This is a genomic window from Bradyrhizobium sp. HKCCYLRH3097 (assembly GCF_051167875.1).
Taxonomy (GTDB): Bacteria; Pseudomonadota; Alphaproteobacteria; order Rhizobiales; family Xanthobacteraceae; genus Bradyrhizobium.
In genome coordinates this window covers 1-13,839 of record NZ_JBNPTX010000019.1, presented here as the reverse complement: position 1 = coordinate 13,839, position 13,839 = coordinate 1, and the positions used below count along the sequence as shown (strand labels likewise).

General features: G+C 66.1%; 12 protein-coding genes. 6 read left to right on the top strand and 6 right to left on the bottom strand.

Annotation, left to right across the window (positions count from 1 at the left end; translation table 11 throughout):
- The first annotated feature begins 9 nt into the window (after nucleotides 1-9).
- The 5 genes from ACQR0U_RS31150 to ACQR0U_RS31130 all read left to right on the top strand — a co-directional run bounded on the left by ACQR0U_RS31150 (nucleotide 10) and on the right by ACQR0U_RS31130 (nucleotide 5,373).
- Complete coding sequence (locus ACQR0U_RS31150) at nucleotides 10-1,380, top strand: murein hydrolase activator EnvC family protein (RefSeq protein WP_315750646.1); 1,371 nt, start codon at nucleotides 10-12, stop codon at nucleotides 1,378-1,380.
- Entirely contained in the window at nucleotides 1,377-2,729 is a 1,353-nt protein-coding gene (locus ACQR0U_RS31145) for a S41 family peptidase (RefSeq protein ID WP_315715943.1), read from the top strand. Before ACQR0U_RS31150 ends, ACQR0U_RS31145 begins: the two co-directional genes overlap by 4 nt.
- Before the next feature lie 182 nt (nucleotides 2,730-2,911).
- Nucleotides 2,912-4,129 carry a divergent polysaccharide deacetylase family protein gene (locus tag ACQR0U_RS31140; protein WP_434842415.1) on the top strand — a complete coding sequence of 406 codons (1,218 nt, stop codon included), beginning with the start codon at nucleotides 2,912-2,914 and terminating at the stop codon, nucleotides 4,127-4,129.
- An 89-nt stretch (nucleotides 4,130-4,218) separates the two neighbouring features.
- Nucleotides 4,219-4,725, top strand: coding sequence for an RNA pyrophosphohydrolase (locus ACQR0U_RS31135; protein ID WP_315715941.1), 507 nt, complete (start codon nucleotides 4,219-4,221; stop codon nucleotides 4,723-4,725).
- A gap of 141 nt (nucleotides 4,726-4,866) precedes the next feature.
- Nucleotides 4,867-5,373 (top strand): RNA pyrophosphohydrolase, encoded by a 507-nt coding sequence (locus ACQR0U_RS31130; RefSeq protein WP_315715940.1) that lies wholly within the window; start codon nucleotides 4,867-4,869, stop codon nucleotides 5,371-5,373.
- 86 nt (nucleotides 5,374-5,459) lie between these two features.
- On the opposite strand, the gene ACQR0U_RS31125 is transcribed toward ACQR0U_RS31130, so the two are convergent.
- The 6 genes from ACQR0U_RS31125 to ACQR0U_RS31100 form a co-directional block, all read right to left on the bottom strand.
- Complete coding sequence (locus ACQR0U_RS31125; RefSeq protein WP_316200559.1) at nucleotides 5,460-7,148, bottom strand: adenylate/guanylate cyclase domain-containing protein; 1,689 nt, start codon at nucleotides 7,146-7,148, stop codon at nucleotides 5,460-5,462.
- A gap of 166 nt (nucleotides 7,149-7,314) precedes the next feature.
- A complete protein-coding gene (locus tag ACQR0U_RS31120) occupies nucleotides 7,315-7,722 on the bottom strand; it encodes a F0F1 ATP synthase subunit epsilon (protein ID WP_315715938.1) in 408 nt (135 codons plus the stop codon).
- 90 nt (nucleotides 7,723-7,812) lie between these two features.
- Nucleotides 7,813-9,255 (bottom strand): F0F1 ATP synthase subunit beta, encoded by a 1,443-nt coding sequence (atpD, locus tag ACQR0U_RS31115; protein WP_315715937.1) that lies wholly within the window; start codon nucleotides 9,253-9,255, stop codon nucleotides 7,813-7,815.
- Nucleotides 9,256-9,350: 95 nt separating this feature from the next.
- Nucleotides 9,351-10,229, bottom strand: a complete 879-nt coding sequence (locus tag ACQR0U_RS31110) for a F0F1 ATP synthase subunit gamma (protein WP_315715936.1) — start codon at nucleotides 10,227-10,229, stop codon at nucleotides 9,351-9,353.
- A 155-nt stretch (nucleotides 10,230-10,384) separates the two neighbouring features.
- Nucleotides 10,385-11,917 (bottom strand): F0F1 ATP synthase subunit alpha, encoded by a 1,533-nt coding sequence (atpA, locus tag ACQR0U_RS31105; RefSeq protein WP_315715935.1) that lies wholly within the window; start codon nucleotides 11,915-11,917, stop codon nucleotides 10,385-10,387.
- Nucleotides 11,917-12,477, bottom strand: a complete 561-nt coding sequence (locus ACQR0U_RS31100) for a F0F1 ATP synthase subunit delta (RefSeq protein ID WP_315715934.1) — start codon at nucleotides 12,475-12,477, stop codon at nucleotides 11,917-11,919. The genes atpA and ACQR0U_RS31100 overlap by 1 nt, the downstream gene beginning before the upstream one ends.
- A gap of 649 nt (nucleotides 12,478-13,126) precedes the next feature.
- Here ACQR0U_RS31100 and ACQR0U_RS31095 point away from each other — a divergent pair.
- Nucleotides 13,127-13,675: a septal ring lytic transglycosylase RlpA family protein gene (locus ACQR0U_RS31095; protein ID WP_434842417.1), complete on the top strand. Its 549-nt coding sequence runs from the start codon at nucleotides 13,127-13,129 to the stop codon at nucleotides 13,673-13,675.
- Nucleotides 13,676-13,839 lie beyond the last annotated feature (164 nt).

The window sequence follows — 13,839 nt, the reverse complement described above, 5'->3', positions numbered from 1 at the left end:
AGGACCTCGATGTTCGCTGCGCGGCCCCTCTCCTGCTTCCCAAGACCTGTCCGCAGCGGCCGGTCCTGCCGCGCGTCGCTCGTCGCGCTCGTGGTGGTCTTTTCCGGATGTCCGGCGCTGGCGCAGAGCGGACTCCGGCCATCCATCCCCGGCACCGCGTCACCGACGCCGGCCACCCCGGAGCAGTTGAAGCAGCGCGAACAGGAGCTCGAGGCCGCCCGCGCCGCCCAGAAGGCCGCCGCCGAGGCCCAGGAGCGGTTGAAGGCCGACATCGCCGCGCTCGGCGAGGATCGCGGCAAGCTCAATCAGCAGCTGATCGACGTCGCGGCGCAGGTGCGTAGCGTCGAAGTGCGGGTTGGCGAGGCCGAAACGCGGCTGCGCGGGCTCGACGGCCGCGAGCAGGATCTGCGGACGTCGCTGGAAGCGCGGCGCTCGGAGATCATCGAGGTTCTGGCCGCACTGCAGCGCGCCGGCCGCCGCACCCCGCCGGCCCTGCTGGTCCGTCCCGAGGACGCGCTGCAATCCCTGCGCACGGCGATGCTGCTGGGTTCGGTGATCCCCGAGATGCGCAGCCGAGCGGAGAAGCTCTCGACCGATCTCGGCGAGCTCGTCGCCATCCGCAAGACGATCGCCAGCGAACGCGACAAGCTCGCCGGCGACCGCGACAGGCTGCGCACCGATCAGACCCGTCTCGCCGCCTTGGTGGAGGAACGCCAGCGCAAGCAGAGCTCGGCCGAGAAGGACATGGAAGCCGAAAGCGCGCGCGCCGCCGTGCTGGCGCAGCAGATCGACTCGCTGCAGGGACTGATCACGACGATGGAGCTGGACCTCAAGAGCGCGGCCAAGGCTGCCTCGACGGCGAGCCTGCAGGGGGTGCCGGTCAACAGCAAGCCGGACGCGAATGCGCTGCGCAACCCGGGCCGCAAGGCGCCCGCGATCGCGTTCGCCTCGACCAAGGGCATGCTGACGTTTCCTGTCAACGGCACCAAGATCCGCGAATTTGGCGCATCGGACGGTGCGGGCGGCTCGGATAAAGGCATTTCTTTGGCAACCCGGCCAGGGGCTCAGGTCACAACCCCGTGTGATGGCTGGGTTGTGTATGCGGGTCCCTTCCGTAGCTACGGACAACTCTTGATCCTCAACGCCGGTGGCGGGTATCATGTCCTGATCGCCGGGATGGAGCGCATTTCCGTCAACATCGGGCAGTTTGTTCAGACGGGAGAGCCGGTCGCGATCATGGGTAACAGCTCCCAGGTTGCCTCCATTCTCGCTACCAACGCGAGTCAACCAGTGCTCTATGTCGAGTTCCGTAAGGACGGCACTCCAATCGATCCAGGCCCATGGTGGGCCGCAAATGAAGGCGAAAAGGTACGCGGATGATGCGTAAGACTTCGGTAATTCTCCTGAGCGCGGCCACCGGTGCGGCATTGACCCTGTTCGTCTCGCAACCGCGCGCGGTGTTGATGGGATCGACGGCGCGCGCCGCGACCGCCGATACCTATCGCCAGCTCAACCTGTTCGGCGACGTGTTCGAGCGGGTGCGCAGCGATTATGTCGAGAAGCCCGACGATTCGAAGCTGGTCGAGTCCGCGATCAGCGGCATGCTCTCGGGGCTCGATCCGCATTCGAGCTACATGGATGCGAAGAGCTTCCGCGACATGCAGGTGCAGACCCGCGGCGAGTTCGGCGGCCTCGGCATCGAGGTGACGATGGAAGACGGCCTGATCAAGGTGGTGTCGCCGATCGACGATACGCCGGCCTCGAAGGCGGGCATCCAGGCCAACGACATCATCACCAATCTCGACGACGAAGCCGTGCAGGGCCTGACCCTCAACCAGGCGGTCGAGAAGATGCGCGGTCCGGTCGGCACCAAGATCAAGCTGAAGGTCGTGCGCAAGGGCGCCGACAATCCGCTCGACGTGACGCTGACCCGCGACAACATCCGCGTCCGCTCGGTGCGCTCGCGCACCGAGAGCGACGACATCGCCTATATCCGCATCACCACCTTCAACGAGCAGACCACCGAGGGCCTGAAGAAGAGCATCGCCGACCTGCAGAACCAGATCGGTGACAAGCTGAAGGGCTACATCATCGACCTGCGCAACAACCCGGGCGGCCTGCTCGAGGAGGCGGTCACCGTCTCCGACGCGTTCCTGGAGCGCGGCGAGATCGTCTCGACCCGCGGCCGCAATGCCGAGGAGACGCAGCGCCGCGCGGCACATGCGGGCGACCTGACCAAGGGCAAGCCGGTCATCGTGCTGATCAATGGCGGCTCGGCGTCGGCGTCGGAGATCGTGGCCGGCGCGCTGCAGGATCACAAGCGCGCGACGCTGGTCGGCACCCGCTCGTTCGGCAAGGGCTCGGTGCAGACCATCATCCCGCTCGGCGCCGGCAACGGCGCGCTGCGGCTGACCACCGCGCGCTACTACACGCCGTCGGGCAAGTCGATCCAGGCCAAGGGCATCGTGCCCGACATCGAGGTGCTGCAGGACGTGCCGGATGAGCTGAAGTCGCGCACCGACACCAAGGGCGAGGCGTCGCTGCGCGGCCATCTGAAGAACGACGGCGACGAGAAGACCGGCTCGCAGTCTTACGTGCCGCCGGACACCAAGGACGACAAGGCGCTCAAAATGGCCGCCGACCTGCTCCACGGCATCAAGAACAGCGCCAACACCCCGGCGCCGACCGAGAAGGCCGCGGCCGACAAGCCGGCCAAGGCGGCAAACTGAGGTCGCCAACTGAGCGGCAGCCGACCGACGCGAATCAGGTTTGAAGGGCGGCCTCCGGGCCGCCCTTCCTTTTTGGACGGCTTCTTGGTTTGCCGCTCCGCCGATCTACGGGCTTGCGGACACCGGCCCTGCGTCCGAATCCCCGCCGTGGTATCGTCGACCCGATTGATTCGGGAATTTCGATGACAGAGACGGCCGACGAGCTGAGCGCCCCGCTCGGGCAGACGGAAAAGCGTCGCAGGCGCCGCATTCGGCTTCCCTTCACGGCCCTGCAGGCCCTCGCGATGCTGCTGGGGCTGTTCCTGGTCGTGTTTGCCGGCTTTGCGATGTTCAACGACAATCCGCTCGGTGGCGAGCCGGTCGCCCGCGTCGCGATCAACGAGGGCGCAAAGCCCACCGACGACAAGGCCGCCGCCAAGCCGGATGGCAAGCCAGACGCAAAGGCCGACCACGGCGCGGCCCCCGCGGCCAAGCAGGAGGCCGGCGAGCGCAAGACGGTCACCATCATCGACGGCTCCAGTGGCGCCCGCCAGGAGGTCGCGATCGGTGCCGGTGGCGAGACGGCAGAGCCTGGATCGGCCCCGCCCGCGAGCCAGATGCCCGGCGTGGACCCGCGGCTGCTGGAGAAGTCGCGCTACGGCATGATCCCGGTGATGGCCGACGGGCTGAAGCCATTCACTGCCTATGCGGCCGAGGCCGACCGCGCCAAGGCGGCGCGCATGCCGGCCGTCGCGATCGTGATCGGCGGTCTCGGCGTCGGCGCCGCCAAGACAGCGGACGCGATCATGAAGCTGCCGCCGGCGGTCACCCTGGCCTTCACGCCCTATGGCTCCGATCCGACCAAGCTCGCCGAGCGCGCCCGGGCGCAGCGCCACGAGATCCTGCTGCAGGTCCCGATGGAGCCCTACGACTATCCCGACAACGATCCGGGTCCGCAGACGCTGCTCGCAACACTCGGACCGGACCAGAACATCGACCGGCTGTTCTGGCACATGAGCCGGCTGCAGGGTTACGTCGGCATCGGCAACTTCATGGGTGCGCGCTTCGTCGCAACGGAAGCGGCGATGCAGCCGATCGTGAACGAGGCCGCCAAGCGCGGTCTGGCCCTGTTCGACGATGGCGCAGCCCCGCGCAGCGTGGCGGCCTCGCTGGCCACGGGGCTCGCGATGCCGTTCGCGAAGGGCGACGTCGCCATCGACGCGGTGCCGACCCCGGTCGAGATCGACAATGCGCTCACCAAGCTCGAAAGCCTGGCCAAGGAACGTGGCGTCGCCGTCGGGACCGCCTCGGCGCTGCCGGCCTCGATCGACCGCATCGGCACCTGGATCAAGGGGCTCGACCGCAAGGGCATTCTGCTGGTGCCATTGACAACCGCGATGCTGAAATCAAAATCGAACTGAACGAACGTGCGCCGGCCCGACTGGCGACGAGACAGCGGGAGGCCTGCGCAGCGAGGCGCAGGGGTCCCCGCAGGAAGGCCGAGACCGGAATGACGCGCTACGAGGACCTGCCTTACCGCACCTGCGTCGGCATCATGCTGATCAATTCGGAGGGGCTGGTTTTCATCGGTCGCCGCGCCGGCGGAATCGAGCATGTCGACGACACCCATGTCTGGCAGATGCCGCAGGGCGGCGTCGATCCCGGCGAGGATGCCTGGGAGGCGGCCAAGCGCGAGCTGTATGAAGAGACCAGCGTGCGCTCCGTCGAGAAGCTGGCCGAGGTCGGCGACTGGCTGACCTACGATATTCCGCGCACGGTCGCAGGCCGTGCCTGGAAGGGGCGCTATCGCGGCCAGCGCCAGAAATGGTTCGCGCTGCGCTTCACCGGGGCCGATGCCGAGATCGATGTCGAGCGCCCCGGCGGCGGCCACCACAAGGCGGAATTCGTCAGCTGGCGCTGGGAGCCGATGAAGAACCTGCCGGGGCTGATCGTGCCGTTCAAGCGGCCGGTCTATGAGCGCGTGGTCAAGGAATTCGCTCCGCTCGCAGGCGATTGAATCGCGATCCCCGCCCTCGACGCGGTACCCGACATCCGCTAGTCCGCTTCTGCGCAGGAGCTGCAGGGAATCTCTGCAGATGCGTCGCGACGATGCCGTCATGATGCACTGCCATGCGAACGACAGCTCATGGATTCGAGGATGACCGAGACCAGACCCTATCGTCCGAATGTCGGTATCGCGCTGCTCAACGCCGAAGGGCTCGTCTTCCTTGGACGCCGCTTTCGCGACGACGGGCCGGAGATCGTGCTGCCCGGGCTCGAATGGCAGATGCCGCAGGGCGGCGTCGACCCCGGCGAGGATCTTCAGGCGGCAGCGCGGCGGGAGCTGTGGGAGGAGACCGGCATTCGCGACGCCGACATCCTCGGCGAGACCGACTGGCTGACTTACGAATTTCCGCCATTCGAGGATCCGAACCACCGGCTCGCGCGCTTTCGCGGCCAGCGCCAGAAATGGTTCGCGATGCGCTTCACCGGGCGCGACGCCGACATCGATCCGGTGACGCCGCGCAACGGCCAGCCGGCCGAGTTCGACGCCTGGCGCTGGGACCGCCTGGCGCGCGTCCCGGAGCTGGTGGTGCCGTTTCGCCGCGAGGTCTATCGCGCGGTGGCGCAGGCTTTTGCGCATCTCGCCAACGTTGGCGACTGATCTACGTCGAAGCGCGGGGCTCTTCGTCATTCAAGGGCCGACGCTCCGCGCGCCTCGGAAAGGCGATGTCGCGAGAGTTCGCCGGCCTAATTGTCCTCGACCGTGAACGGCCCGATCGCAATCACCCGGCAGTCGTTGTCGCGCGTGGCGCAGTCGGCCAGCGCGCCGCCGATCGCCGTCTCCTCACGGTCGCCATTGAGGCCGAAGCCGGGGTGGCCGGCCGTTCCGACCGCGACTGCATTCCAGCCCGACGTCGCGGCCTCGAGACGTCGCGCCACCTCCTCGCGCGCCTCCGGGGCGATCGCCTGATGGATGGCCGCGCGGAAGAAGCCGGTGGCTTTCATCACCGTCGGTATCGGCACCACGAAGGCATCGTCGAGCGCAACGATGATGCAGGCGGTGCCCGCCTGGGCACCGCAGGCTTCCAGATTGCGGCGAACCACATCGTCGACGAGGTCGCCGCCGACGCTGTAGAAGAACTGCCCGCCGGGCCCGAGCGCGATGGCCTTGGTCCGACGCGCCGTGCCGTAGTTCGCTTCGAGCCGGGCCCGGCCTGTATCGCGCACCAGCGGCATCTCTGCCGCGCTGAAGGCGCGCTCGGTCATCGGGTCGTGGCGCACCCAGGGCTGCGGCGGCAACGGCGGCTTGCTGTGCACGTAGACGACATTGTCGCCGACGGCATAGAGCTCGCATTGGCGCGGTCCGTTCGCATTTTCAGCGCGCTTCTGGCACTGCTCCAGCGCAGCCGATTTCGCCGCGTCGTCGCTCGCCTGTCCGGTGACATAGGCGCTGACGCCGTTGATCGTGGTCGCGAACGCCTTGTGATCCGGTGCCGGCACGTAGTCGCGCGCCAGCGCAATGCGGGTCCGCTCGCTCACGAACGGCACGGCTTCAGGTGCAAACTTCTCGGCGGCGACGGAGGATGAAGGCGAGGGCGACTGTTGCGGCTGCGGCGAGTCGGCCGTCTGCCTGGCGACGGATGACTGCGTCGGCGCGGGGGATGGAGATGAAGACGGGACCGAGGACGGCGAAGCCGGCGTGGCCGACAGCCGGGCCAGCGCTTCCGCCGCCGCCTTGGCGGCATCGCGCTGCGCGGGGTGCGGATCGCGATAATCCAGATAGAGTTCGGTCCCGATCCCGACGGCTCCGAGCGCAACCACGGCGGCCGCAATTCGCCAGATCAGGCGGAGCCCGCCGCCGCGGGCGACCTTCTTTTCTTCCGGCGGCGCGTAGGTGCCGTCCTCGCGGCGCATCGCCACGCGATAGGCGTGCACCGGGGTCGGGATGTTCTTGACCTCCCGCGCGCCCATGTCGGCGAACTGCACCGACAGCTTGTTGGCGACCTGCTCATGGACGGCGCGCGAGATGCAGATGCCGCCGACGTCGGCGAGGCCCTCGAGGCGTGCTGCGATGTTGACGCCGTCGCCGAGCAGATCGCCGTCGCGCTCGACGACGTCGCCGATGGTGATGCCGATGCGGTAGCTCATCTGCCGGCTCGGCGGATAGGCCATGTTGCGCGTGCGCAGGCTCTCCTGGATGTCGATCGCGCAACGCACCGCTTCGACCGCGCTGGGAAATTCCGCGAGCACCGCATCGCCAGCGGTGTTGAAGATGCGGCCGCCGGCTCGCGCGATGAAGTCGTCAACGACCTCGCGATAGGCCGCCAGTCGCCGTAGCGTCTCTTCTTCATCCTCCGCGACGAGGCGCGAATAGCCGGCGATATCGGCGGCGAAAATCGCCGCGATCTTGCGTTTCAAGACGATCTGTCCTGCCATGTCACCGCGCCCGCTGGATTGGCCGGGAGCATGCCGTCAGATCGGTGAGCATGCAACCGGCCTCCCTTGAAGTAGTCATCGACCGGCGCACGACGTTCGAGCCCCAAACGAAAATGGCCGGGCAGAGCCCGGCCATGAACGTTCATTCATACGTCGTGCGGTGGGATCAATGCAGCGCAGTCGTATTGAGCTGCTGCTGGATCGTCTTGAAGTGATCGAGCCGCTCGATCGCGCGATCGAGCTCGTTGCCCTGCTTCTCGTTCAGCTTGGATTCCATGCCGGCGATCTCGGCCGCGAAAGCGGTCTGGTCGAGCTCCTTCAGCGACGTGGCGACGTCGGCGAGAACCGTCAGACCCTTGTCCGAGATCTCGGCAAGGCCGCCGAGCACGATGATCTTCTGCTGCGATCCGCCTGATGTCACCGTCAGGATACCCGGCCGCAGCGTCGCCACGAACGGCGCATGCCCGGCGAGCACGCCGAAATCACCCTCCTGGCCGGGAACGTCGACCTGGTCGACCTCGCCCGAGAAGGCGATCTTTTCCGGCGAGACGAGATCGAAATGGAAAGTAGCCATTGGGAAACCTGCGAATAGCGAATAGCGAATGGCGAGTAGTGAAGGAGGAAGCAGCGAACAGCTCGTCTATTCGCTGCTCCCTATTCGCCCTTAGGCTGCCTCAGCGGCCAGCTTCTTGCCCTTCTCGACCGCCTCGTCGATGTTGCCGACCATGTAGAAGGCGGCCTCCGGCAGGTGGTCGTACTTGCCTTCACACAGGCCCTTGAAGCCCTTGATGGTGTCGGCGAGGTCGACGAACTTGCCCGGCGATCCCGTGAAGATTTCGGCGACGTGGAACGGCTGCGACAGGAAGCGCTCGATCTTGCGGGCGCGGGCCACGGTCAGCTTGTCCTCTTCCGACAGCTCGTCCATGCCCAGGATGGCGATGATATCCTGCAGCGACTTGTAGCGCTGCAGAATCTGCTGGACCTGACGCGCGGTCTGATAGTGCTCCTCGCCGACGACCAGCGGGGAGAGCATGCGCGAGGTCGAGTCGAGCGGGTCCACCGCCGGGTAGATGCCCTTTTCCGAGATCGCGCGGTTGAGCACGGTGGTGGCGTCCAAATGCGCGAACGAGGTCGCCGGCGCCGGGTCGGTCAAGTCGTCGGCCGGCACGTAGATGGCCTGCACCGAGGTGATCGAGCCCTTGTTGGTGGTGGTGATGCGCTCCTGCAGCGCGCCCATGTCGGTGGCGAGCGTCGGCTGATAACCCACCGCCGAGGGGATGCGGCCGAGCAGCGCCGACACTTCCGAGCCGGCCTGGGTGAACCGGAAGATGTTGTCGACGAAGAACAGCACGTCCTGGCCCTGGTCGCGGAAGTGCTCGGCGACGGTGAGGCCGGTCAGGCCGACGCGGGCGCGGGCGCCGGGCGGCTCGTTCATCTGGCCGAACACCAGCGCGCACTTCGACTTGACGCTCGGATCGGGATTGTGCGGATCGGCGTTGACCTTGGATTCGATGAACTCGTGATAGAGGTCGTTGCCTTCACGGGTACGCTCGCCGACGCCGGCGAACACCGAATAACCACCGTGCGCCTTGGCGACGTTGTTGATGAGCTCCTGGATCAGCACGGTCTTGCCGACGCCGGCGCCGCCGAACAGACCGATCTTGCCGCCCTTGGCGTAGGGAGCCAAGAGGTCGACGACCTTGATGCCGGTGACGAGAATCTCGGCTTCGGTCGACTGGTCGGTGTAGCTCGGCGCGTCCGCGTGGATCGGACGCAGGCCCTCGGCCTCGACCGGACCGGCCTCGTCGATCGGCTCGCCGATCACGTTCATGATGCGGCCGAGCGTGCCGACGCCCACCGGCACCTGGATCGGCGAACCGGTGTCGGTCACCTCCTGGCCGCGGACCAGACCTTCGGTGGTGTCCATCGCGATGGTGCGCACGGTGGATTCGCCGAGATGCTGGGCCACTTCGAGCACCAGGCGGTTGCCGGCGTTCTTGGTTTCGAGCGAATTGAGAATGGCCGGCAGGTGACCTTCGAACTGCACGTCGACGACGGCGCCGATGACCTGGGTGATGCGACCGATCTGGTTGGCTGCGGTAGCCATTGAGTGTCTCTCCTTACGATCCGTATACGAAACCACGGTCGGCTCGACCGGGATATGTTCCTGGGTTGCGCTTCAACGGGCGCTGCGCGATCCGGCTAGACCGCCTCGGCGCCCGAAATGATTTCGATCAGTTCCTTGGTGATCATCGCCTGACGCGTGCGGTTGTAGATCAGCGTCTGCTTGCGGATCATCTCGCCGGCGTTGCGCGTGGCGTTGTCCATGGCCGACATCTGCGCACCGTAGAACGAGGCGTTGTTTTCGAGCAGTGCGCGGAAGATCTGCACCGCGAGATTGCGCGGCAGCAGTCCAGCCAGGATCTCGTCCTCTTCCGGCTCGTATTCGTAAGGCGCCAGCGGCGCCGCATTGGCCGGGCGCGCTTCGACCACCAGCGGAATGATCTGCTGAGCGGTCGGGATCTGCGCGATTACCGAGCGGAAGCGCGAGTAGAACAGGGTGCAGACGTCGAATTCGCCGGCCTCGAAGCGGGCAATCACCTTCTTGGCGATCTCGTCGGCATTGGCGAAGCCGATCTGGCGTACGGAGCGCAGGTCCATGTGCTCGACGATCTGCTTGTCGAACTGGCGGCGAAGCTGCTCATAACCCTTGCGGCCAACGCAGAAGAACTTCACCTCCTTGCCCTGGTTCATCAGGGCGAGCGCACGCTCGCGCGCCAGGCGGACGATCGAGGAGTTGAACGCGCCAGACAGGCCGCGCTCGCCGGTGCAGACCAGCAGCAGGTGCACCTGATCGCGACCGGTGCCCGCCAACAGCTTCGGGCCGCCGGCGGAGGCGATGGTGGCGCTCGCGATGTTGGAGATCACGGCGTCCATCTTCTCGGCATAGGGACGCGCCGCTTCGGCCGCCTGCTGCGCGCGGCGCAGCTTGGAGGCGGCGACCATCTGCATGGCCTTGGTGATCTTCTGCGTCGCCTTGGTCGAGGCGATGCGGACCCGCATGTCTTTCAGTGACGCCATTGTTCGTCTAGCTCACCCCGGCGGCCGATCCGTTGAAGACCCGACCGCTCAACCCTGAGATTGGTCATGCCCGGCCTGGCGCCGGGCATGAGATGTCACGTTGTCCCACCCCGAAGGGCGTGGATCGCCGGCCGGAGCCGGCCACGACCTCGCGATCAGGCGAAGGTCTTGGCGAAGCCCTCGACGACCGCCTTCAGCTTGGCGGCGCTGTCGTCGGACAGATCCTTGCTGTCGCGGATCGCGTTGAGCAGGTCGGCATTCTTGCCGCGCAGCAGCGACAGCAGGCCGTCCTCGAAGGCGCGCACCTTGTTGAGCGGCAGCGGATCGAGATAGCCGTTGGTGCCGGCCCAGATCACGCAGACCTGCTCTTCCATCTTCAGCGGCGAGAACTGCGGCTGCTTCAGGAGCTCGGTCAGGCGTGCGCCGCGGTTGAGCAGGCGCTGGGTCGAGGCGTCCAAGTCGGAGCCGAACTGCGCGAAGGCCGCCATCTCGCGGTACTGCGCCAGCTCGCCCTTGATCTTGCCGGCGACCTTCTTCATCGCCTTGGTCTGGGCCGAGGAGCCGACGCGCGACACCGACAGACCGACGTTCACGGCGGGACGGATGCCCTGGAAGAACAGATCGGTCTCCAGGAAGATCTGGCCGTCGGTGATCGAAATGACGTTGGTCGGAATGTAGGCCGACACGTCGTTGGCCTGGGTCTCGATGACGGGCAACGCGGTCAGCGACCCCAGACCATGGTCCTTGCTGAGCTTGGCGGCGCGCTCGAGCAGGCGGGAGTGCAGATAGAACACGTCGCCCGGATAGGCCTCGCGGCCCGGCGGACGGCGCAGCAGCAGCGACATCTGGCGATAGGCGACGGCCTGCTTCGACAGATCGTCATAGATGATGACGGCGTGCATGCCGTTGTCGCGGAAGTACTCGCCCATGGTGCAGCCGGTGAACGGGGCCAGATATTGCATGGGGGCCGGATCGGACGCGGTGGCGGCGATGACGATCGAATACTCCAGCGCGCCCTGCTCTTCGAGCACCTTCACGAACTGAGCGACGGTGGAGCGCTTCTGGCCGATCGCGACATAGACGCAGTACAGCTTCTGGCTCTCGGGAGCGCCAGCGACGTTCAGCGGCTTCTGGTTCAAGATGGTGTCGAGCGCGATCGCGGTCTTGCCGGTCTGACGGTCACCGATGATCAGCTCGCGCTGACCACGGCCGACCGGGATCAGGGCGTCGATCGCCTTGAGGCCGGTCGACATCGGCTCGTTCACCGACTTGCGCGGAATGATGCCGGGGGCCTTGACGTCGACGCGCTTGCGCTCGGTGGCCTGGATCGGGCCCTTGCCGTCGATCGGATTGCCGAGCGCGTCAACGACGCGGCCGAGCAGACCCTTGCCGACCGGAGCGTCGACGATGGCGCGGGTGCGCTTGACGGTCTGGCCTTCCTTGATCTCGCGGTCGGCGCCGAAGATGACGACGCCGACATTGTCGGTCTCGAGGTTCAGCGCCATGCCGCGGGTGCCGTTCTCGAACTCGACCATCTCGCCGGCCTGGACGTTGTCGAGACCGTAGACGCGGGCGATACCGTCACCGACGGACAGCACCTGTCCGACTTCGGTGACTTCGGCTTCCTGCCCGAAATTCTTGATCTGGTCCTTGAGGATCGCGGAAATTTCCGCGGCGCGGATGTCCATCAGCCTGCCTCTTTCATCGCGTGCTTGATCGAGTTGAGTTTGGTGCGAAGCGAACTATCGATCATGCGGCTGCCGAGCTTGACGACGAGCCCGCCGATAATCGCTGGATCGACTTTCACGTTGAGCGCGACGTCCTTGCCGGTCACCGTCTTCAGTGAGGCCTTCAAGGCGTCGAGATTCTTGTCGGAGAGCGGCTCGGCGACGACGACGTCGGCCGTGGCCTCTCCCTTGTATTTGGCGACCAGCGCGTTGAAGGCGCGGATCACGTCGGTCACCGCGAACAGGCGGCGGTTGGCGGTCAGCACGCGCAGCACGTTGGCGGCGACACCGGCGATGCCGGCCTTGTCGAGCACGGCATTCAGCGCCTTGAGCTGCACGTCCGCACCGAACACCGGACTGCGGACGAGGCGCTTGAGATCGGCGCTCTCATCGAGGAGGGCATTGAACCTGTCGAGATCGGCCTTGACCGCATCGACGGACTTTTCGTCACGGGCCAGTTCAAACAGGGCCGTCGCGTAACGACCGGACACACCGGATACGGAGGGATCTTCAGCAGCCACAGACGTGCTCTTTTTATATGCGCCCAACCCACAAGAGGGACACCGGCGCGCCGCTGCGGCGCAAACCAGCTAAGCCCTTGGAATTCAAGCAGGACTTTGATTTTCGATCGCCGCGAGAGCAGCTTGATCACGAAAAGCGGCGCTTTGCTAACATAGCGTACGCGCAGCCGCAACAAGCGGCGGCCCGCTATTCGGCACCTTGTTGCCGCGCCGCGGTCGGAGCCTACACGCGGTCCAACGGACTCGCTGATGGCCGCCCGCGCGCGCCCCGCCCCCGATACCAGTCACTCAGCGCAAGGTTCCAGCTGTTGCTGCATGGCCGCCATGCTGGTTTGGCCTTGACTCCCGTCGGCGGTGCCCGGCGGCCGCCGACCAGCCCGCACCGACATTACTTGCTGACATCTTGGCATCCTAAGTGAGAACTTAACTCAACAGTATTTCGAAGTATTTGATCGTTAATCAAGCGTTAACGCAGTGGATTACGGAATTTTCCGTGATGAGTAGACCGCGACGCAAGATGTTTCGATCAGAGCGGAACAATTTCTACTGCCCCACTCACGCCTCATTGCCCCACCAAACGGCGCGCGCCTCAACACCTGACGGGGGTCCACTGGCCGCAGAACGCGGCAATACTGTTCGAGGGACATAGATGCTGAAACTGAAGAACCTCTCGGCTGGCAAGATCGCCGGCTCGCGCACCGCGCTCGCTGTTGCCGTGACGCTGATCGTCGGCGGCAGCGCCACCGAAGCCTCGGCCCGGTCCAGGCACCACCATCACCACGCTCGCCACCACCATCATCACATGGCGCGTCATGCTGCTCAGCCCGCGCCCGACTCGTTTTCGAACGGATGGTCGTCCAACGGCTCCTCGTGGATGAACTCCAACGCAGCGGTCACGCCGTCGTCCGGCACCGGCCGCACTTTCTCCGGCATGGCGTCGTACTACGGCAACGAGTCCGGCAGCCGCACCGCCTCCGGCCAGCGCATGAACGCCAACGCGATGACCTGCGCTCACCGCTCGCTGCCGTTCGGCACCAAGCTGCGCGTGACCCATGGCGGCAACAGCGTCATCGTCACCGTCAACGACCGCGGCCCGTTCATCCGCGGCCGGGTGCTCGACCTGTCGACCGGCGCAGCCCGCGCCATCGGCCTGACCCGCGCCGGCGTCGGCCGCGTCACCGCCGAGGTCGTGTCGTAAGATACCCGATCTTTCCGCGCGTCATTGCGAGGAGCGAAGCGACGAAGCAATCCAGAGTCCCAACCCGGCCCTGGATTGCTTCGCTGCTGTTCAGCCCGGAGACATAGCTTACACCTGTTCGGGGACATAGTTGACAGTTTTGGGGTCGCGCAGATCAATCGCTG